We start from the raw sequence: 20,598 nt of genomic DNA on the forward strand, positions 1-20,598 counted from the left end.
CGAGCAGTTCGATGATATGCGATGGACACATGAGCGATACGATGACGACTACTTTCGACGAGGAAACGACGGCGGCGATTGCCGCATTTGCCGAACTGGATTTCGATACGGCCATGCAGGCGCTGCGCGCCGAGGCCGACTACGATCGTGAACGAGACCAGTGGATCTCGAGCTACATCGAGGAGAACGGCGGCGGCGCGGACGACGCGCAATACGATGCGTTGCATGCCGAGGCGAAAACCACGCCCGAATTCGCGCAGTTCATGGACACCGTTCGTAGGGAACTCCTCGACTACTTCGGCGTGACCGACGATCAACTCGACTGCGTGATTGTGCTTCGCCACGACGACAGCGATGAGCTTTGGGCCGAAGTCAATCGGCGGCGGACCGCACTGGGGACCGGGGAAGTGCGCGGCGATCTGTGATCGGTGCCTTTCACGGGACGCAGGCGTGCCGGACGGATGGACTGTCGACGGAAATAGGAGGTTCTGATGCCCGATGGCGACCTAGCCGCCATTTATCGAAGCTATCTGGATTGCCTGAACAACCGGGAATGGGCCTCGCTCGGCCGTTTCGTCGACGACGATGTCAGCCACAACGGTCGGGCGATTGGTTTATCGGGCTATCGCAACATGCTCGAACGAGACGTCGACGATATACCCGACTTGCGCTTCGATATCGAACTGCTTGTGACCGAGCCTCCTTTCGTTGCAAGCCGTCTTCGGTTCGATTGCAGCCCCAAGCATATGTTCCTCGGATTGCACGTCGGCGGTAAGCGAATCTCCTTCGCGGAGAATGTGTTCTACGCGTTTCGCGGCGGAAAGATCGTACAGGTGTGGTCCGTGATCGACAAAAGCGCAATCGAAGCGCAACTATGATCCAGGCTAGGCATGAATGGTTTCGCCGCGATCGAGCATGCCGATGAACTCTTCGATCTTGCGGGCGCGCGTTTCAGGCCTTTTGACGTTCTGTAACCGAAACAGGATCGCGTAGCGGTTTCGGCCGCTCAGCGTCGCAAAGAAGGCACTCGCCGTGGGATTGGCGTCGAGCGCGGCCTGCAGGTCCTCCGGTACGACCGAGTTGCTGGGTGAGGTATAGGCCGCCTCCCAGCGGCCGTCCGCTTTGGCTTTCTCGATTTCTCGCATGCCCGAGTCAAGCATTCTGCCTGCGCGGATCAGCGCTTCGGCTCGATCTCTGTTCAGTCTAGACCAGCTGCTTTTAGCGGAACGTCGAGTGAAACGCTGCAACCAGTACGCTTCGTTTTCAGTTTGCTTTTGACCGTCGATCCAGCCATGGCAAAGGGCGCTTTCCAGCGCTTGTTCATAAGTCAAGGTTTTTTGCCCGGCGCCTTTTTTGGCGAAGCGCAACCATATCGCGGCAGAGGCGCCGCCGTTTAACCTCAACCAGTTTTCCCATTCGTTCTGGTCAAGAAATGTCAGCCGAGGCTCGGTCATATTAAATCCGCATGGTTCTCTACTAAGACCTGATTCGTGCGCCGGCGATCAGCGAAAGCAGGCAGCCTATCGCTAGATAGCCGGCGACCAGATGCCACGAACCGCCCGCGAGGCTCGTGAGCGCCACCGCGATGAAGGGGGTGAAGCCGCCGCCGACCACGCTCGCGAATTGGTATCCGACGCCGGCCCCGCTGTAGCGGTATTGCGCGCCGAACAATTCGGTGAAGAGCGGCTGCTGCACGCTCACCACCATGTCGTGCCCGATGTTGGCAAGCAACACTGAGAAGATCACGATCCAAATCGTTGCGCGCGCCTCCAATGCCGCGAAGAACGGAACAGCGCCTATCAAGCCGATCGCGGCTCCGATCAAATAGATTCGCTTGAGTCCATGCCGATCGGCGAGCCAAGCGAAACAGGGGATCGTCACGCAACTGATTGCACCGACGAGCAACCCGATATTCAGAAACAAATCGCGAGACATGCCGAGGCGCGTCGTTGAGTAGCTTAACGCGAACGTCGTGACGATATACATCGAGAACAATTCCGCCAGCCGCATCGCGACGATGTAAGCGAATGCCTTCGGATGGCGCGTCAGCGCTTCGATGACAGGCAGTTTCAACTTGCGATGCTGATGCTCCACTGTTTCGACGAATTCCGCCGACTCGTCCGTGCTCGCGCGTACCCATAGCCCGATCCCGACCAAGACGATGCTGAAGACGAAGGGCAGGCGCCACCCCCACGAGCGAAACGCCGAGTCGCCGAGCCAGTGGCTCAGCAACGAGACGAAGCCGGTGGCAAGCACGAGGCCTACGCCGTAGCCCACCTGCACGCCGCTGCTGTAGAACGCTTTGTTGCCGCGCGGCGCGCTCTCGACCGCCATTAGTGCGGCGCCCCCCCATTCGCCGCCCACGGTAAAGCCTTGGACCGCTCGTAGTGTCACGAGCAGGACGGGTGCCCACCACCCGATCGTCGAAAACGTCGGCAAAAGCCCGATCGCGACAGTGGACAAGCCCATCATCATGACGGTCAGCACGAGCATCCGCTTGCGCCCGAGCCGGTCGCCATAGTGACCGAATACGATGCCGCCCAACGGACGAAAGAGGAAACCTACGCCGAACGTTGCGAAGGCCGCGAGCGTCCCCATGGTCGGACTGACTTTCGGAAAGAATGCGGCGTTGAAGACGAGCGCCGCAACGATGCCGTAGAGCAGGAAGTCGTACCAGTCGACGACGGCGCCGACGAAGCTACCGATCGCCGCTCGTTGAGCCTGGGCCGCGGGTTTGTCATGCGACGCGGCATTTACGGCGTCGAGGTTCGGGGTCATCCGTTGTCTCCTGCTGTGTTTCCAAAAGTGTACGTTGCGCGCGGCACGGCGGCGTCACTCATCCATCCCCATATCGTATTACACGCGCGGGTAATCCCCGATACCTCTCGGGTCGTGACACGCCCTAGCATCTCGTTGTGATTTTTATAGAACGTCGTTCTGTACAGTAGAACGAATCGCAATGAGACGCTTATGGGTTCACTACCGCTTTCCGGCATTCGTGTCCTGGATTTGTCCAATGTCCTCTCGGGGCCGTTTTGCACCTACCAGCTCGCACTACTCGGTGCCGACGTCCTCAAGATCGAAAATCCCGATGGCGGCGATCTCGCTCGCCGCTTAGGGGCCGATCCCACGGCGTCGGCGCGCAATATGGGCGCATCGTTCGTCGCGGTGAACGCGGGCAAGGAGTCGATGACGCTCAATCTGAAGCACGAGGCCGGCAAGGAGATCCTGCGTAGGCTCGTGACCGAGGCAGAAGTATTGGTCGAAAACTTCCGCCCGGGCGTGATGGAGCGCCTAGGGTTGAGCGCGCAATCGTTGCTCGCGCTCAATCCGCGCCTGGTCTACTGCGCGATCTCCGGGTTCGGCACTGATGGGCCGCTCGCGCATCGGCCGGCATACGATCAGATCATTCAGGGCATGTCGGGTGCGATGAGCGTCACCGGCGATGCCCAGACTGCACCGTTGCGCGTGGGTTATCCGGTCGCGGATACCGTCGGTGGCATGAGCGCGGCACTCGCTATCTGCGCGGCGGTGCTCGCTTCGCAACGCACCGGCGAAGGAACCATCATCGACGTGTCGATGCTCGAGGCGACCATCTCGACCATGGGCTGGGTCGTCTCCAATTACCTTAACGCGGGTGTCGAACCCGTACCCATGGGCAACGAGAATTTCACCGCGGCACCGTCGGGCAGCTTTGCTTGCGGGGAAGGCACCTTGAATATTGCCGCAAACGAAACCAAACAATTTACGGCGCTGTGCGAGGTCATCGGCCGTCCCGAACTTGCGCGAGACGCGCGATTTAGCGAACGCGACGCGCGCAAGCGGCACCGTGCCGCGCTCAAGCACGAAATCGAGGACGCACTGCGTGTCGATAGCGCGAGGAACTGGGAAGCGCGCCTCATCGCCGCCGGCGTGCCGGCGGGACTGGTTTTGAGCGTACCCGATGCGATTTCCCAACCGCAAATCGCTGGGCGCCAATTCATTCACGAATTCAACGACGGTACGACCGTGCAGCGCGTCACCCGAGCGGGTTTTCGCTTGCTCGATGCCGAGGGCGAACCGATCTCCGGCGGACCCGTCAAGCGCGCACCCCATTTATCCGAGCACACGCACGCGCGTCTAGAGCGGCTCGCGTTCGATGCAAGCGCAATCGCGCGGCTCAGGGACGAAGGCGCAATCTGACGATTTGACACGGTGCGTCTAGACACCTGATTGGAGGAAGACATGAAAACGACACTTGTTGCGGGAGCGATTCCGCCTGTATCCAGTGAATCGACGCACGAAACGCCGTTGACCGTCGATCACCATCCGCAGGCGCGCGCGATCGTCGCCCGCCTGGATCGACTGCCCGCCACGCGCCATATCTGGAGCATCGTATTCTTACTATCGCTGGGCGGCTGCTTTGAGTTTTACGACTTGTTCATGACGGGGTACATCGCGCCGGGTCTCACGGCGAGCGGATTGTTCGTCAAGACATCGACATCGATCTTCGCGATGAACGGCATCGCCGCATTCGTCGCGGCAACCTTCACGGGGCTGTTTATCGGCACGTTGGGGCTTGGCTTTTTAGCCGATCGGTTCGGGCGGCGCCGCATCTTCGTCGTGGCATTGCTCGCCTATACCGCGGCCAGTGTGCTGATGGCGTTGCAGCACAGCGCACTCGGCGTAAATGTGTGCCGCCTGCTGGCGGGCATCGGCTTGGGTGTCGAAATGGTGACGATCAATACCTATGTCGCCGAACTGATACCGAAAAATCTGAGAGGCCGCGCGTTCGCGATCACTCAAATCGTGCCGTACTGCGCGGTACCCGCTGTCGCGCTGATGTCTTGGTGGCTCGTGCCGATGCACCCTCTGGGCATGGACGGTTGGCGCTGGGTCGTGCTTGCGAGTGCGCTCGGCGCGGCGGTGGTCTGGCTGATTCGCCTCGGTATCCCGGAAAGCCCGCGCTGGCTGGTCGCTCAAGGCCGTCTAGATGATGCCGGGCGTGTGACGGCACACATCGAGCGGATCGTCGAACGGCAGTATGGCCGGGCATTGCCCGAGCCTGCGCCTCAAGAATACGAGGTGCCGATGATCGAGCGAAGGTTTCGCGACGTACTGAAGGCGCCGTATCTGAAACGCACGGTCATGTTGTCGTTGTTCAACGCCGTCCAGGTCATCGGTTTTTATGGATTCAGCAATTGGATTCCGTCGCTGCTGGCGAATAAGGGCTTCGGCCTGGTTCACAGCCTGCAATATTCCTTCATGATGTCGCTTGCGCTGCCGCTGGGACCGGCATTGTTCTTCTATTTTGCCGACAAGGTCGAACGCAAATGGAGCCTGGTCGGAGCCTCCGGGGCGGTTGCAGCGTTTGGTCTGTTGTTCGCGAATCAAACGAGCCCTTCGGGTCTGATCGCCTTCGGGCTCTGCATGAATCTTGCGCTCACGATCATGAGCTACTCGTTCCAAACCTATCAATCGGAACTCTATCCGACTGAAATCCGCGCACGCGCGATCGGCTTCGTCTATTCATGGAGCCGGCTAAGCGCGATTTTCTCAGGGTTTGTCGTCGCATTCTTTTTGCGCGATTTCGGCGCGACGGGTGTCTTCTACCTGATTACCGGCTGCATGGTTTCCGTCATGCTGCTGATCGGGGCCATGGGACCGTCGACGAAGGGCCTCGCGCTCGAAGACATCAATCGCTGATTTGATTTGGAACCCGAAATGACAGATACCCGCGACCTCGAGTCGCTCGCCGCCGACTATTGGAGCACGTCGATCGTCGACATTCATCCGGGCTCGATCCGTGTGCGCGGCTACCCGATTCAGGAGTTGATCGGCACAATCGGCTTTGCGCAAATGATCTGGCTGATGCTGCGTGGGGAATTGCCCTCGCCGGGCCAGGCGCGATTATTGGAGGCCGCGCTGGTGGCGTCCGTCGATCATGGTCCTCATGCGCCGTCGATCGCTATTTCGCGGATGGCCGTCAGTTGCGGCTTGCCGTTGAATGGAGCGATGGCTTCGGCACTCAATACGCTCGATGACGTGCATGGCGGCGCCGGGCAGCAAGCCGTCGAACTTTTTCACGCGATCGATCGCGAACAAACGCAAGGTGCGACGCTCGAGGAAGCCGTCGCGCGGTCGGTCGATGCGTTCGTCGCCGTTCATGGCAAGTATCTGCCGGGCTTCGGGCATCGATTCCATCCCGTCGATCCGCGTGCCGGTCGGCTGTTGGCGATGGTCGATGAAGCGGCGGCGGCCGGTGTCGTGACGGGACGGTACGCCGCGATAGCATGCGGTATCGAGGCGTACTTGAAAGCGCGCAAGGGGCGGACGATCCCAATGAACATCGACGGGGCGACGGCGGTCATCTATGCCGAGCTAGGCTTTGAGCCCGAGCTGGCCCGCGGTGTTTTCTGCCTTTCGCGAGCGGTAGGCATTTTGTCGCACGCATGGGAACAACGCGGACGTGCCGAACGCAACAAAGGCCCGATGCCTCGTCAGATGCCGTATCGATATACCGGCAAGCCCGAGCGTCATTACCCGGGAGACGATCAATGAGCTGGTATCCCGCACCTCGGCTGGTCGAAACGAGCATTCATACGGCGATGCCGGACGCATTGCGCAAGCATGGCGTCGTGACGGAGTGGTCGCGCGCCAACAAGGGCGGCGCGGCAATCGACTGCTTCATCGAAGGGCCCTGTTTCGATTCCCGCGGCAATCTGTATGTCGTGGATATCCCGCATGGGCGCATCTTGCGGATTTCCCCCGACCTCGAATGGCGCGTGATCGCGGATTACGACGGCGAGCCGAACGGGCTCGCGTGGCACCCCGAGCATCGGCTCATCATCGCGGACTATAAGAACGGCGTGATGAAGCTCGATCCGGAACGAGGGGACGTGCAGCCGCTGCTCACGCGGCGTAACAGCGAACGTTTCAAAGGCGTCAACGATCTCATCGTGGCGCGCAACGGCGACATCTATTTCACCGATCAAGGGCAGACGGGGCTGCATGACCCGACCGGGCGTGTATTTCGCTTAACCGCTAGCGGCCGGCTCGATTGCCTCATCGACAACGGCCCGAGCCCCAATGGTCTCGTGCTCGATGCGAACGAGAAGGTGCTATTCGTGGCAATGACGCGCGACAACGCGATATGGCGCTTGCCGTTGCTTGGCGACGGCACCACGAGTAAGGTCGGGCGGTTCGCGCAGTTCTACGGCATCAGCGGCCCGGATGGCTTGACGCTGGATGCTCAGGGCAATCTGTTTGTCGCGCATGCGTCGCTTGGCGCGGTTTTCGTTCTCAACCCGCATGGGGAAGGCATCGCGAAGATCGAATCGTGCGCGGGCCGCACGATTACCAACGTCGCGTTCGGTGGGCCGGGGGGGCAAACGCTTTTCATCACGGATTCGAGCAGCGGATCGGTGTTGCGCGCCGATTGGAGCGAGCGGGGGGCTTAGCGGTAAAATGGCGCCGCTACTTTCTTCGCTATCCATGGCTGCTTCTTCCAACCGTCGATCCACCGACGCTGTCGCCGCGCCGTTGCCGTCGCCCGATGGCGTGGCCGCGCTCGATCGCGCGTTCGCGATCCTGTTTGCGTTTCGTCCTGACGATAAAGGCCTCTCGCTTGCCGAGCTTGCCGCGCGCACCGGTCTCTATAAAAGCACGATCTTGCGGTTGATCGCTTCGCTGATCCATCACGGCATGCTGCTGCGCTCCGACGACGGCCGTTACTTCGTGGGCCCCGGCGCATTGCAGCTCGGCGCCCTCTATCAACGCGGCCTGCGGCTCGGCGACGTCGTTCTGCCGTTGATGCGCGCGTTACGCGACGAATGCGGCGAAAGCGTTTCGTTCTACGTGAGGCAGCAGCACTTGCGCGTCTGTCTGCACCGGGTGGAGTCGACGCATACGATCCGCGATCACGTCCGCGAGGGCGACGTGCTGCCGATGGACAAGGGATCGGGCGGACGTGTGCTCATGGCGTTCAGCGGCGCACGGGGCAGTGTGTATGAAGCGATCCGGCGGGAGGGCTACTACATCTCGATTGGAGAGCGCGATGCGGAAACAGCCGGCATTTCCACGCCGGTTTTGTCCGCCGGGCAGCCGCTTGCCGGCGCGTTGACCCTCGCGGGGCCGCGCTCGCGCGTCGACGAGATCTTGTTGCGCAAGATGCGAAGGCCGATGGTGGAAGCATCGATTCGAGCGAGCGAACTGCTCGGCGCGGATACCGCCTCGTTGCGCGCGGCCCTCGCTCTGCTCGATGACGAGGCGGCACGCAAGCGGCCTCGCTGAAGATGGAACGCTTGCCGTTCGCTCCGGCAATCAGGCCGGCAGTGCTGCCTTGATGGCTTCCGAGACCGACGTCGTGCTCCTGCCGATCAGCCGCGACAAGTCCTTCGAGGCGCTATCGAGTTCGCCCGAAGCAGCCTTCACGTCCGCGTCGATGATCACGTCGACGATCATCCTCGGTAGCCCTGCGTCGAGCAGCGCGGCCTCGTATTGCGCCGGCGGCAGATCTTGGTAGACGATCGGCCGGCCAACCTGCTTGGAGACCTCCGCCGCGAATTCGGTCATCGAGATCGAATGGTCGCCCGCAAGCTCATAGGTCTTGTTTGCATGACCGGGCTGCGTAAGCACGGCGGCAGCGGCGGCGGCGAAATCGGCGCGTGTGGCGGACGCAAATCGCCCTTGTCCGGCGCTGCCGGCGATGACGCCTCGTTCGAGCGCTTGAGCGAGCGCCGCGGTCGTGTTCTCAAGATACCAGCCGTTGCGCAATAGTGTGTATTCGAGTCCCGAGGCCTTCAAATATTCCTCGGTCGCTTTGTGTTCGCCCGCGAGCATCAGGGTGGACGTGCCGGCACGCAGCATACTCGTGTAGGCAACAGACTTCACGCCGGCCTTCTTGGCCGCATCGATCACGGCCTTATGTTGCCTGAGGCGTTCCCCCGGCACGACCGCCGAGATCAGCAGCAGCTTGTCCACGCCCTCGAGCGCTTCGAGGAGCGTATCCGGACGATCGTAATCCATCGTCCGCACCTGCACCCCCAAGTCGCGCAGGTCGGCGCTTTTGTCCGGGTTTCGAATTCCCGCAACGATTTGGGCGGGCGGAACGACCTCTAGAAGTGCCTTGATCGAAAGGCGGCCGAGGTGTCCATTGGCACCGGTCACGGCAATCATTTTTTATCCTTTGAGCCCCTAAGCGGGCTGCGATCGAATGGGTTGGGGAATCCCGCGCCTCGCAGTTGACCCGCAGAGGCCGAGATGTCTTGACGAGCATGGTAATTCCGTCATGAATCGGCGAGAATCTAGCAAACCGAGCGATCACTTATGAATAAAAGAGAATAATTGTGGACAAGATTCTCAGCTTGAGGGCGTATGTCGCGACGGCGCGGCATGGTTCGTTTTCGGCCGCAGCACGCGAGCTCAACGTGGTTCCGTCGGTGGTGACGAAACGGATCAACGAACTCGAGGCAAGCATCGGTGCGCCGTTGTTCGAGCGCACGACGAGATCGGTTACGCCGACATCGCTAGGCTCGGCTCACGCGTCCCGGGCCGCTGAGTTGCTTTGCCAGCTCGACGAATTGATCGGCGGTCCTTCGGCACGCTCGGAAGATATCGTGGGCCGTTTGAAGGTGAAGGCGCCGACAGCTCTTGCGGCCACGCGGCTTCGGCCCGCGTTTGCGCGATTCCAAAGGATGTTCCCGAAGGTCGACCTCGAGATCGCGTTGCTCGACCGGCAGATCGATCCGGTCGAGGACGGCTACGATCTCGCGATCGGCGTCGTTCAACTGCACCCGGGCGGTGTCATCGAAGAAGTGCTATGCCCACTTCGCCTCGTGACGTGCGCATCGCCCGACTATGTCGCGCGCAAGGGTATGCCGCTCCATCCGCGCGAGTTGCCGGAGCACGACTGCATGACGTTCTCCTCCACGCAGCCCGAATGGCGGTTTGAAAAGAAGGGCGCCTCGATCCGGATGATGCTTCGTCCAAAGTTTTCGTCGAACGATCTGCTGCTCCTGTTGACCGCCGCGCTGGAGGGCAATGGGTTGAGCTTGCTGCCGGACTATGTGGCCGGTCGCGCATTGCAGGAAGGCAAACTCGTGCATGTCCTGCCGGACTGGAAAGTCCCGCCGAGTGAAATTCGAGCTGTTATCCCCGTGCACCGGGCTTCCGATATGGCCTTGAGATCGCTGCTCGATATATTGAAGGAGGAACTGTCCGACATCGGTCGATGAGCGTCGGGCCAGCGCTCAACGCGTAGCGGCTGGAATGCACGGTCACGCATCAGCGCCATGTAGCGTCTGGCGCTCCCGCAACCAGTCGATCAGGCTCCGGACGCGGGGTACGTTGAGTTTCGAATCGGGCACGAGGGCTGTCGCCCAAGCCTCGACCGGTGCGTATTCGTTCATGACCGGCAACAACCGATTCGCTCTCAACGCCTCTTCGATAAGGTAGGCAGGCAGTAGTGCAATGCCCGCGCCGTTGATCGCGGCGTCGAGCATGCCATCGGCGTCCGCGGAAAGGAGCCGGGGAGAAACGTCGACTGTGAGGTTCCGGTCCCTCCCGCGAAAACTCCATTTCTTTCCCAGCACCTCTAGTGCGAGCGTTCGGTGCTTTTGCAGCTCGCGCGGATGAGTGAGCGGTTCGTGCGACGACAGATACGACGGTGCCGCGCACAGCACGAGTTCAAGGTTGAACAGCGGGATCTCGGTGACGTTCGGAAACGTAAGCGACTGGATATCGATCGCGAGGTCGAAGCCTTCCGCTTCCGGATTCACGGCGCGGTTCAGGCGGGCTACTTCCATCCGCACGCCGCGATGCTTCCGCAGAAACCGGCTGAGCATCGAGCCGAAGGGAGCGGAAAGCTCGGACGGTACCTTCACTCGAATGAAACCGGTCGCCTCGAGGTTTTCTTGGCCGAGAGACGCAAGCAGGGCGTCGAAATCTTGGACGAGCGTCTGAAGGCGCGGCATGACTTGTTGCCCGGCGTCTGTCAGCGTCACGCGACGCGTCGTGCGCTTCAATACCTGAACCTTGAGCCGCCATTCCGCGGCGTTAGCGCGCTTGATCATGACGGAGGGCGACGTGCCGATGCGTCTCGCCGCAAGCGAAAAGCTCTTGTGCTCCGCGACCAGAACGAGTGCCCGGAGGTCTTCGAGTAAATCCATTTATTCGCTACGGTGGGCAGGATGCGAGAGAGTGTATGGCTCGGAGGTAGTTTGTCGCGAGAGCGCCATCGCAGCAAGGGGGGCGAGTCGCAAGGTGAGCGCCGAGTTTGGGAGTAGGAGTATTCCGGATGGAAATCAAGCTCAATAAGTGGTTGCGATATAGCACTGAATGTTTTAGCATCCCATGTGGTTTCATTTTGAAACAACATGGGATGGCGGCAACGTTGATGTAGCATCGAAAAGGCAAGGGGCGGGTCCGCCGTCGTGCCCCGTGTGCTCGTTGAAGGCGGCATTGCTAGTGCGCGGAGCGATGCTGATTTGTGAGGGTAATATGCGTCGCATCGGACTCGTCGTCGTCCCACAGTTCCAAGTGGTCAGCCTGCTCGTTTTGTCGGTCTTCGAGTTTGCCAACCTCCGGGCAGGCCGGCCCCTCTACGAAGTGAACGTCATTTCGGAGGACGGTGAGCCCGTCGAAGCGTCGTTCGGCATGCGCGCCTCCACGACGCCCGCCCGCGCGCTGGATTTCCACACCGTCTTCGTGGGCGCATCGCTCGCCACTCCGCCGCTCACCGAGCGCATGCGCGAACTGTTGCTGCACCTTGCCGAGAATTCCGAGCGGATGGCTTCCATTTGCCTCGGCGCTTTCTTCTTGGCGGAAGTGGGCCTGCTCGACGGCCGCCGCGCGACGACGCACTGGGCGTTTCTCGAACGGTTCCGCGAGCGTTACCCGGACGTGTCGGTCGTGAAAGATGCGATCTTCGTGCGCGACGGCACCGTCTGGAGTTCGGCCGGGATGACGACGGCCGTCGATATGGCGCTCGGCATGCTCGAAGACGATTTGGGCGCCGACGTCGCCGTGCAAGTGGCGAAAGACCTCGTCATGGAGCGCTGGAGGCGCTCGGGCGCGCAACCGCAGGCATCCGTGTTGATCGAGCATCCCGCGCGCACCAATCGGATACACGACGTCATTACCTATATACGGATGAATCTCGCCACGGACTTGACCGTCGAAAAACTGGCCGATGTCGCAAGAATGAGCAATCGCCAATTCACTCGGCGCTTCAAGGACGAAACGGGACTGCCGCCCGCGAAAGCGGTCGAGCGTATGCGATTGGAGGCCGCGAAGGATTTGCTGACGAGTTCGTCCTGGACCATCGACACGATTGCGCGAGAGACTGGTTTCGCCGATCCCGAAAGAATGCGGCGATCGTTTATTCGCGCATTCGGTGAGCCGCCGCAGGCATTGCGGCGGCAGGGGAAAGCGCAGCGCGCCGGCGCGAGCGACGAGTAGCGCGCGTCAGCCGCCGCTTCGGGGCCTCGCGCCAAGATGGCGCGAAACGAGGGAACTGCGTCCGTCTCAGTGTTTTCCCGGCCAATAGAATGTTTCCCGTGATCGGGCAGGTATCGATCGGGAACAATACCTCACTACGTTTCCCGGCCTCATTGGCGTGGCAGGCCAGGAATAAGAATGGCCATCGATCTGTTCCGATCGTTCTATTGAGCGAGTTGCCTATGTTTTGACACGGGCGGCAGAAAACGATTGTGGAGCAGGAGAGATGTCGAACGCAGCCAATGATGCCGATGTGGGCCCCGTCGTCTATGTGATCGACGACGACGCGGCAATACGAGCATCGCTCGATACGCTGCTGCGATCGGTGGGACTGCGCGTGATTTGCTTTGGCAGTATTGCCGAGTTTCGAGCCGCGCAATCGGAAGACGTCGTGAGCTGTTTGCTGCTCGATGTCCGTCTGCGAGGCGAGAGCGGGCTGGTGTTTCAACAGACCGAAGATCGTCCTCGAATTCCGATCGTTTTTATCACCGGATTCGCCAACGTCGAGGTGTGCCGCAAGGCGTTGAAGGGAGGTGCCGTGGATTTCCTCGTCAAACCCTTCGCCGATCAAGAACTGATCGACGCGGTGAATTCCGCTCTTGCTTTCGACGCAAAGCGCCGCGCCGAGAACGATACGCGCGATAGGCTTCAGCAGTCGTTCGAGCTTCTGACGCGACGCGAGCGCGAGGTATTGGCCTATGTGATCAGCGGGGCATTGAACAAGCAGATCGCATCCTACTTGGGGCTCAGCGTCATTACGGTGAAATTGCACCGCGCATCGGTCATGCGCAAAATGAACGCGTCGTCGCTAGCCGATTTGGTACGCAAGGCCGAAGCGATCGGCGTGCAACTACCGGCGGCTTGAGCTGTCTCATTCGCTTACGCCGGCAAGCTCTCGGCGCCCACAGGCAGCGTGAAGCCGAAGCAGGTACCCGCGCCGGGTTCGCTCTGCGCCCAAATCCTTCCGTGGTGCGCCTCGACGATGGAGCGCGCCACCGGCAGACCCATGCCCATACCATCGGCCTTGCTCGTATAAAAAGGCTGAAACAGCAACTCGATCTCGTCTGCCTCGATGCCGGGCCCCGTGTCGCGCACTTCGAAGACGGCCTCGGCGCCATCGCGCCGGACCGTGACCGTCAGCCTCCGTTCGCGTGCGGGGCCTGAATCGATCGCTTGGATCCCGTTCAACAGCAGGTTAGCAAGCACTTGTTGAATTTGAACGGGGTCCGCCAGCACGTCGATCGTCGGATCGACGAGGCTCTCGACTCGGATCTCTTTCGCGTTGGCCTCGGGGGATATCAGAAACAGCGCCGAGTTCACCGATTCGATCGCGGGAAAGCGTATCGATTGGACGGGCGTCTTTCCGACGAAACTGCGGATTTTTCGACAGATCTCAGTCGCATCGCGCGCCCAGCGTGCGGCATCGCGAATCGCGCTCATCGCCTCCTCGATTTCGGGGCGATCGCGACCGAGCCAGCGCAATGAGGCATCGGCGGATGCGCGCGCAGCGGAGAGCGGCTGGCTGATTTCATGCAAGATCGACGCGGACACTTCACCAAATAGCGAAACGCGCGAGGCACGCGCCATTTCGGCACGCAACGCTTGCAGCCTATCGTTGCTTTCCTTCTGCTGCGTCACGTCGAACGCGTAGAAATGCAGGCGCCGATAGCCTTCCTCGCTTTTCGGCAACGAGCAGCGCCACACGATCGGCACTGTTTTCCCTGTGAATGTGCGCAACGTGCGCTCGCCCTGACAAGCCGGCTTGTTTTCGAATATCGCGCGCAGCACGGCGCTGTTGCTCGTGCGATTGGCCGGCAGCAGATCCTTTGCGTGGGCGAGAAACTGCTCCCTCGATTGCGCTTCGAACAGGCTGAGCACCGCGTCGTTGGCGGCCACGAAGGCATGCAGCGAGCGCAGCGCTTCGACCGCTTCGGGGTGCTCGTCGAAATAGCGGTCGATATCGGTAATCCCCGCGGCCTGCAACTGTTTGACGGCCTCATATACGCGCGACCAGTCTTCGATCAGGATCGGAATTGGCGCCGAGAGAAAAAACTCGCTCTCGCTCAGATCGACATACGCGAGACGGTCGGGAACGGGATCCATGGATGTCGACATTGAAGGACTATGCGAGGCCGATAAAGACAACTCCAACTATACGCGAGCTTGGCATCTCACACTTTGGTATAGCACTCGACCGACTACGGGCTGATAGATCGAGAGGCGGCGCGCCACTACACTCGATTCCAACATGGATCGCATCGAAACAATCGTGGAGGTGATGGTGGACAGGGTACTGCACGCGATGACCGTATTTACGCACGTCGTCCGCCTCGGAAGTTTCACTGCCGCCGCGGAATCGCTCGGTATTACCGCGCCGTCGGCCAGTACGCTGGTGCGCCAATTGGAGGCACGGCTGGGCGTCATGCTGTTGCAACGATCGACGAGGTCGATGTCGCTGACGGACGAGGGCAAGCAATACCTCGATCATTGCCTGAACATCCTTTGTGAAATTCGCGAGATGGAAGAGCATCTGAGCGGCGCAAGCCGGGTAGTGAGGGGGCGTCTATCGGTCGAGATCGATCACGAGGCGGGCGTCGACTTGCTCTCGTCTTTTGCCGATTTCCGGCGCCTTCATCCCGAGCTCGAATTACGTATCGAGCTCGGCGGAGCGGGGGAGCGGCTGATCGAACACGGTGTCGATTGCGCGGTCGTGATCGGGCATTTGCCCGATTCGTCCTTGCAGTGCCGCCGAGTCGGAACGTATCGGGCGGTGACGGTCGCGAGTCCCGCCTACCTCCAACAGAACGGCGTGCCGCGCGATATCGGGGCGTTGCATACGCACGAGTTCGTGCATCACGCACCGAAACCATTCGGCGCGGCGCGGCAGCCCCGGTTCGAGGGGGCAGCGGGTACCCAACCCCTGAAGCTTCGCGAGCGCACGCTCGCAAGCGACGTTCATCTGGTCGTCGATTACGCGGTACGGGGGCTCGGCATCGCCCAGGTGGGGCTGCCGCTGGTCGCCGAGAAAATCGAGGCGGGCGATCTGATCGAGGTCCTTGCCGACGTTCGGCCCGCACCATTGCCTATCGTCGCGGTTTATCCACAGCGCCGGCATATGCCGATGTCGCTGCGTGCCTTCGTCGAATGGGTCGCGCACCGGTTGGAATGCGGGGCACCGGCCCGGCCCGCGCAGCCATATGCCGATCCGAACGCATGGAAGGCGGCCGCGGCCGAATATACGTTGAACGCGTGATTAACCGCGGGCCTTATGCGGCCAACGGGCGTTCTATCCAACGCGAGGTACATGCTGATGACGCAACTCACTCATGCAAGGGACGATGTGTTCGAGGGCGCGCTGCTGCGCCTGCTGTACCCCTCGAAAATCGCTGCCGCCTACGGCCGCACGTCGAAGTGGACCGGACCGTTGGCCGTATCGGAGGAATCGGCTGCGGCCGGTCCCGAGCCAAACGCGGTCGTGCCGACGGGGGCGCGGATACGGATCATCGAGGTGTTGTCGCAGACGGCGGTCACCCTGTGCTGGAGCGATCCGCGCTCGGGGCATATGGGCGAGCAGGTCTGGCACTGCGGCGTGGCGCGCAAACGCGCGCGCTGTGCGCTGACGGGGGTCCCGATCAAGCGCGGCGATCGTGTCTACCGGCCGCGCTTGCGCGGAAAGGCCGTCCCCTGCAATTGGGATCGCATGATTCACGCGGCGGCCATCGAGCGCTGCAAGGTATCGGCGTAACCATACCTCGGGATGGTTGCGGCCGAACGGGCTCTGCGAATAGGCTATCGCTCAACAGCTACGCTCTAAGACTCGGCCCGCGAGCTTGGCGTCACGCGAGAGAGTCCGTGCGCGATAAGACGGTTTGCATAATCGACGATGAATTTGCCGTCAGGCAATCGCTGGAGTCGCTCGTTCGCTCGATGGGCAGTCAGGCGCGCGAGTACGAATCGGCGGAGGCCTTTCTGGCTCGCGGTATTGATTTGCCGTTCGATTGCGTCGTTTGCGACATTCAAATGGCGCGGATCTCGGGCCTGCAACTGCTGGCCTCGCTGCGCGCGCAAGGTAGCGTCGTGCCGTTTATTTTCGTGACGGGACAGCTCACCTCGACGCGCCTCGCCGAGGCTCAACGTTACGGCGCGCTATGCGTCTTGGAAAAGCCGTTCGATCCCGAGGAGCTTGCTCAGTGGATCGAAAGGGCGCTGACCGGTTGTTGATTGAACGCTCGCGGCATCTGGCGACATTCGGAACCGATTAAAAGGATGACCTCTCTTATGGATAATATTTCGTCGAGCCATAGTGCACCGACCCAATTCGTCGACGTCGGCGGCCGGCGTCTGGCCTACCGTAGCGTCGGTCGAGGCAAGCCGCTCGTGCTCTGCGTGCGGTTCAGGGGGACGATGGACACTTGGGATCCGCTCTTTCTGGACAGCCTCGCCGAGCAGGGCTTTCGGGTCGTCACCTTCGACTACAGCGGGCTCGGGCAATCCACGGGCGAGCGCACCTATAATCCGGCCGCGTTGGCCCAGGACGCCATCGATCTGATCCTCGCTCTCGATCTCAAAGACGTGGTGATCGGGGGGTGGTCGGTCGGCGGAATGGCCGCGCAAATCGTATTGGCCAAAGCGCCGGCGCTCGTCTCGCATGCGGTGCTGATCGCGACGACGCCGCCGGGGCCGCTCGTCAAACCAGGCGAGCAATTGTTCTATACGCTCGCTCGGCGTGAAAACGACTTCGACGATCTCGTGACGGTATTCTTCGAGCCTGCTTCGCCGGCCAGCCGCGCGGCGGCCGAGCAATCGCTGAAGCGCACGAGCGAGCGCAAGCACGACCTTAGCCCCTCGGTGCCGCTGGAGTGGGCGGCCGAGCAGCTCGGCGACCGTCCGCGCAATCCGATGTTTCCGGCGGACGCCGTGCTCCAAGCGCTTAAATCGACGCAGATTCCAGTCCTTCACCTGGGCGCCGATCACGACATCGTGTTCCCGGTCGAGAATTGGTACGCATTGAACGCCCAGCTTCCGACGCTCCATCTCGTGACTTTGCCGCGCACGGGGCATGGCCCTCATCTGCAGTATCCGCAAGCCAGCGCGAAACATATCGCCGCGTTCGTCGGCGTTAGCGCTTAAGGCGACCGATCCTCCGTAATGAAAGTTCTTCGACTGCCGGTTCATCGAGCAGAAAATTAGGAGTGCGAATGAAAAGAAGTTTTCCTACCGATGCGATCGGCGCCGATGGCGGCCGCTATCGGTTCATCCTGCGTTTATTTGGAGTAGCGAGCAAGCCATGACGATTCGATCAACCTATCGAGCGGCCGTAGTCAAAGCGCCGGGCCAATTGGAATTGGTCGACCTGCCCGTCGCGGAGCCGGCGCCCGGACAAGTGCGTATCCGCGTCGAGGCCTGCGGCGTCTGTCACTCGGATAGCGCGACCGTCGAGCGTCCCGCCTCCCCGAGCGGCGTCGCACCGCGTGTGCCGGGCCATGAGGTGGTGGGGCGCATCGAGGCGCTCGGCGACGGCGTGCAAGGTTGGCACATCGGCCAGCGAGTCGGCGTGGGTTTTCTAGCGGGAGAGGATCGCACCTGCCCATCGTGCCGGCAAGGCGACATCGTCAACTGCGAAAACCCCGTGATTACCGGCATGACGACCGATGGAGGCTACGCGGAGCTGATGGTGGCCGAGGCGCGCGGGCTGGTCCGCGTACCCGACGATCTTGTCGCGGCGCAAGCCGCGCCGCTGCTTTGCGCGGGCCTGACCACGTTCAACGCGCTGCGCAACGCGGGCGCGCGCGCCGGCGACGTGGTGGCGATTCATGGCTTGGGCGGGCTTGGGCATCTTGCCGTGCAATTCGCCAACAAGATGGGCTTTCACACGGTCGCGATCGCGCGCGGCGCGGACAAGGCCGAGCTTGCGCTGCAATTGGGCGCCCATCGTTACATCGATGCGCAAGCCGAGGATGTGGCCGCCGCGCTGCGTGCATTGGGCGGTGCGAAGGTCGTGCTCGGCACGGCGCCCACGGGCGCGGGCATGGCCGAGACGGTGGCGGGGCTGTCCGCCCGAGGCAAGCTCGTGGTGGTGGCCGTACCGGGCGAGCCGATCGCGCTCAAGGCGGTCGACCTCGTCTTCGGCGGTCGTTCGGTCGTGGGCGCGTTGACGGGCACCGTCACCGATAACGAACAAACGTTGGCCTTCGCTCGCTTGCAGAACGTTCGTCCGCTGATCGAGACGTTTCCGCTCGAGCAGGCGCAAGCCGCCTACGACCGCATGATGCGCGCGGACGTACGCTTTCGCGCCGTACTGGTCATGAATTCCGACAACGCCGGAGTGAACGCATGAACGCAATCGCGGAATCGATCATCGGGGCCCATGGCGGTCTCGCGCAGTGGCGCAATTTCCGTACCGTGAGCGCGCGGCTCGTACAGGGCGGTGCGCTATGGGGCCTAAAGGGCCAAGCCGGTGTGTTGGAGAACACGACCGTCACCGTCGCGACGGACCGCCAGTGGGCTTCGCACGCGCCTTTCGGTTCGCTCGCCGCGCGCAGCGATTTCACGCGCGAGCGTATCGCGCTGCTCGATCGAGCCGGACGCGTCATCGAGGAACGCGTGCAGCCGCGCGAGTCGTTCAGCGGGCATACGCTCGAGACGCCTTGGGACCCGTTGCAACTGGCGTTCTTCGCCGGCTGTGCCATGTGGACGTATCTGAACGCGCCGTTCGTGCTCGCATGGGAGGGTGTGCATTGCGAAGACGACGGCCTATGGCAAGAGCAGGGTGAGGTATGGCGAAAGATCCGCGTGCGGTACCCCGAAAACCTTGAAGTATTCAGCAAGGCGCAGACGATTTACGTCGGCCCGGACAACTTGATACGCCGTCTCGACTACGACGTCGAGATCGCGGGCAACACGCCGGGCGCGCATTACGTCAGCGACTATACGACCGTCTCTGGTGTCCGCTTTCCCACGAAGCGCCGCATTTATCCGAGAACCCCCGAGGGACAGGCGATGCCCGAGCCGCTCGTCGTGTCGATCGATCTGCACGAGATCACGCTGAGCTAAGCGATATTTCCTTTCACAATGGAGACGCGATGAAAGCCGTTGTTTACGCACAAGCAGGCCTGCCTATCGACGATCCGCAGGCGCTGTACGACGTGGAACTGCCGAAGCCGGAGCCCGGCCCGCGCGATTTGCTGGTGAAGATCGAAGCCATCTCGGTGAATCCCGTCGACACTAAACTGCGTCTCGGCGTGCAGCCAAACGGACCCCGCGTGCTGGGCTGGGATGCGGTCGGCACTGTCGAGGCGGTTGGCGCGGAGGTCGAACTCTTCGCAGCGGGCGATCGCGTTTGGTATGCCGGGGACATTACTCGCCCCGGCAGCTATGCCGAATTCGGACTCGTCGACGAACGTATCGCCGGTCATCGGCCGACGTCGCTGCCCGCGGCTCAAGCCGCGGCGATACCGCTTACCGGCATCACGGCTTGGGAGCTGTTGTTCGACCGTTTGGGCATCGAAGAAGGCGGCGGCAACGGCGAAACGCTGCTCGTGATCGGTGCCGGCGGCGGTGTCGGCTCGATGCTCGTTCAGCTTGCGCGCAAGCTGACAGGCTTGACGGTGATCGGCACGGCATCGCGACCCGAGACGCAGAGCTGGGTACGCGAATTGGGAGCCCACCACGTCGTGGATCACGGTCGGCCTTTGCAACCGCAACTGGCCGCGGCGGAAATCGGGCCAATCGACTATGTCGTCAGCTTGACGCATACCGATAGCTATTATTCGCAACTGATCGAGCTGCTCAAGCCCGAAGGTCATCTCGCGTTGATCGACGATCCGGCAACGCTCGATGCGATGCCGCTCAAGCGCAAATCGATTTCCTTGCACCTCGAATTCATGTTTACGCGCTCGATGTTCCGCACGGCGAGCATGATCAATCAACATGCGTTGCTCGATCGGCTCGCGGCGCTGATCGATGACGGCCTGCTCAAGACGACGCTTGGCGAGCACATGGGGACGATCGATGCCGCGAACTTGCGTCGGGCGCACGCGTTGATCGAAAGCCACAAGGCGTTGGGAAAAATCGTGCTCGAAGGGTTCTGAGCACCGTAGGCGTACGCGGTTTGCGCGGTCG

The 20,598-nt window shown here is 61.6% G+C and carries 22 protein-coding genes; 17 read left to right on the forward strand and 5 right to left on the reverse strand.

What is annotated here, in order from left to right; all coding sequences use genetic code 11:
• Positions 1-41 precede the first annotated feature (41 nt).
• Together DXT59_RS24700 and DXT59_RS24705 are read left to right on the forward strand one after the other, a co-directional pair.
• Entirely contained in the window at positions 42-425 is a 384-nt protein-coding gene (locus DXT59_RS24700) for an ATP-dependent protease (RefSeq protein WP_116140716.1), read from the forward strand.
• A 66-nt stretch (positions 426-491) separates the two neighbouring features.
• On the forward strand, positions 492-878 hold the full coding sequence (locus DXT59_RS24705; RefSeq protein ID WP_116140174.1) for an ester cyclase: 387 nt from the start codon (positions 492-494) through the stop codon (positions 876-878).
• A 6-nt stretch (positions 879-884) separates the two neighbouring features.
• Here DXT59_RS24705 and DXT59_RS24710 read toward each other — a convergent pair whose 3' ends face one another.
• Both DXT59_RS24710 and shiA read right to left on the reverse strand, forming a co-directional pair.
• Positions 885-1,454: a YdeI/OmpD-associated family protein gene (locus DXT59_RS24710; RefSeq protein WP_116140177.1), complete on the reverse strand. Its 570-nt coding sequence runs from the start codon at positions 1,452-1,454 to the stop codon at positions 885-887.
• Between the two features lie 22 nt (positions 1,455-1,476).
• Positions 1,477-2,778, reverse strand: coding sequence for a shikimate transporter (gene shiA / locus DXT59_RS24715; protein WP_116140179.1), 1,302 nt, complete (start codon positions 2,776-2,778; stop codon positions 1,477-1,479).
• A 192-nt stretch (positions 2,779-2,970) separates the two neighbouring features.
• On the opposite strand from shiA, the gene DXT59_RS24720 reads away from it, so the two are divergent.
• Genes DXT59_RS24720 through DXT59_RS24740 form a run of 5 tightly spaced genes read left to right on the forward strand, consistent with a single transcriptional unit; the run spans position 2,971 to position 8,271 of the window.
• Positions 2,971-4,182, forward strand: coding sequence for a CaiB/BaiF CoA transferase family protein (locus tag DXT59_RS24720; RefSeq protein ID WP_116140181.1), 1,212 nt, complete (start codon positions 2,971-2,973; stop codon positions 4,180-4,182).
• Positions 4,183-4,224: 42 nt separating this feature from the next.
• On the forward strand, positions 4,225-5,685 hold the full coding sequence (locus DXT59_RS24725) for an MFS transporter (RefSeq protein ID WP_116140183.1): 1,461 nt from the start codon (positions 4,225-4,227) through the stop codon (positions 5,683-5,685).
• Positions 5,686-5,703: 18 nt separating this feature from the next.
• Complete coding sequence (locus DXT59_RS24730; RefSeq protein ID WP_116140185.1) at positions 5,704-6,540, forward strand: citryl-CoA lyase; 837 nt, start codon at positions 5,704-5,706, stop codon at positions 6,538-6,540.
• Positions 6,537-7,439 carry an SMP-30/gluconolactonase/LRE family protein gene (locus DXT59_RS24735; protein WP_116140187.1) on the forward strand — a complete coding sequence of 301 codons (903 nt, stop codon included), beginning with the start codon at positions 6,537-6,539 and terminating at the stop codon, positions 7,437-7,439. Before DXT59_RS24730 ends, DXT59_RS24735 begins: the two co-directional genes overlap by 4 nt.
• A gap of 34 nt (positions 7,440-7,473) precedes the next feature.
• Positions 7,474-8,271 (forward strand): IclR family transcriptional regulator, encoded by a 798-nt coding sequence (locus DXT59_RS24740; RefSeq protein WP_116140189.1) that lies wholly within the window; start codon positions 7,474-7,476, stop codon positions 8,269-8,271.
• Between the two features lie 30 nt (positions 8,272-8,301).
• On the opposite strand, the gene DXT59_RS24745 is transcribed toward DXT59_RS24740, so the two are convergent.
• Positions 8,302-9,156, reverse strand: a complete 855-nt coding sequence (locus DXT59_RS24745; RefSeq protein ID WP_116140191.1) for an SDR family oxidoreductase — start codon at positions 9,154-9,156, stop codon at positions 8,302-8,304.
• Positions 9,157-9,326: 170 nt separating this feature from the next.
• On the opposite strand from DXT59_RS24745, the gene DXT59_RS24750 reads away from it, so the two are divergent.
• Complete coding sequence (locus tag DXT59_RS24750; RefSeq protein WP_116140193.1) at positions 9,327-10,214, forward strand: LysR family transcriptional regulator; 888 nt, start codon at positions 9,327-9,329, stop codon at positions 10,212-10,214.
• A 42-nt stretch (positions 10,215-10,256) separates the two neighbouring features.
• Here DXT59_RS24750 and DXT59_RS24755 read toward each other — a convergent pair whose 3' ends face one another.
• The gene (locus DXT59_RS24755; RefSeq protein WP_116140195.1) at positions 10,257-11,147 is read right to left on the reverse strand and encodes a LysR family transcriptional regulator; all 891 of its coding nucleotides are present in this window, start codon (positions 11,145-11,147) and stop codon (positions 10,257-10,259) included.
• A 331-nt stretch (positions 11,148-11,478) separates the two neighbouring features.
• On the opposite strand from DXT59_RS24755, the gene DXT59_RS24760 reads away from it, so the two are divergent.
• The gene (locus tag DXT59_RS24760) at positions 11,479-12,438 is read left to right on the forward strand and encodes a GlxA family transcriptional regulator (RefSeq protein WP_116140718.1); all 960 of its coding nucleotides are present in this window, start codon (positions 11,479-11,481) and stop codon (positions 12,436-12,438) included.
• Positions 12,439-12,703: 265 nt separating this feature from the next.
• Positions 12,704-13,342, forward strand: coding sequence for a response regulator transcription factor (locus DXT59_RS24765; RefSeq protein WP_116140197.1), 639 nt, complete (start codon positions 12,704-12,706; stop codon positions 13,340-13,342).
• 14 nt (positions 13,343-13,356) lie between these two features.
• On the opposite strand, the gene DXT59_RS24770 is transcribed toward DXT59_RS24765, so the two are convergent.
• Complete coding sequence (locus tag DXT59_RS24770) at positions 13,357-14,592, reverse strand: sensor histidine kinase (protein WP_116140199.1); 1,236 nt, start codon at positions 14,590-14,592, stop codon at positions 13,357-13,359.
• Positions 14,593-14,725: 133 nt separating this feature from the next.
• Between DXT59_RS24770 and DXT59_RS24775 the strand changes: the two genes are divergently transcribed.
• The 7 genes from DXT59_RS24775 to DXT59_RS24805 all read left to right on the forward strand — a co-directional run bounded on the left by DXT59_RS24775 (position 14,726) and on the right by DXT59_RS24805 (position 20,567).
• A complete protein-coding gene (locus DXT59_RS24775; RefSeq protein ID WP_240324664.1) occupies positions 14,726-15,730 on the forward strand; it encodes a LysR family transcriptional regulator in 1,005 nt (334 codons plus the stop codon).
• A gap of 51 nt (positions 15,731-15,781) precedes the next feature.
• The gene (locus DXT59_RS24780) at positions 15,782-16,222 is read left to right on the forward strand and encodes a DUF3331 domain-containing protein (RefSeq protein ID WP_240324665.1); all 441 of its coding nucleotides are present in this window, start codon (positions 15,782-15,784) and stop codon (positions 16,220-16,222) included.
• A 107-nt stretch (positions 16,223-16,329) separates the two neighbouring features.
• A complete protein-coding gene (locus tag DXT59_RS24785; protein WP_116140201.1) occupies positions 16,330-16,698 on the forward strand; it encodes a response regulator transcription factor in 369 nt (122 codons plus the stop codon).
• A gap of 57 nt (positions 16,699-16,755) precedes the next feature.
• Positions 16,756-17,607, forward strand: a complete 852-nt coding sequence (locus tag DXT59_RS24790) for an alpha/beta fold hydrolase (RefSeq protein WP_116140203.1) — start codon at positions 16,756-16,758, stop codon at positions 17,605-17,607.
• Between the two features lie 157 nt (positions 17,608-17,764).
• The gene (locus DXT59_RS24795; protein WP_116140205.1) at positions 17,765-18,814 is read left to right on the forward strand and encodes an alcohol dehydrogenase catalytic domain-containing protein; all 1,050 of its coding nucleotides are present in this window, start codon (positions 17,765-17,767) and stop codon (positions 18,812-18,814) included.
• Positions 18,811-19,530: a hypothetical protein gene (locus DXT59_RS24800; protein ID WP_116140207.1), complete on the forward strand. Its 720-nt coding sequence runs from the start codon at positions 18,811-18,813 to the stop codon at positions 19,528-19,530. Before DXT59_RS24795 ends, DXT59_RS24800 begins: the two co-directional genes overlap by 4 nt.
• A 29-nt stretch (positions 19,531-19,559) precedes the next feature.
• Positions 19,560-20,567: a zinc-binding alcohol dehydrogenase family protein gene (locus tag DXT59_RS24805; protein ID WP_116140209.1), complete on the forward strand. Its 1,008-nt coding sequence runs from the start codon at positions 19,560-19,562 to the stop codon at positions 20,565-20,567.
• Positions 20,568-20,598: the final 31 nt, after the last annotated feature.

It is taken from the genome of Trinickia diaoshuihuensis, from assembly GCF_003390925.1.
Lineage (GTDB): Bacteria > Pseudomonadota > Gammaproteobacteria > Burkholderiales > Burkholderiaceae > Trinickia > Trinickia diaoshuihuensis.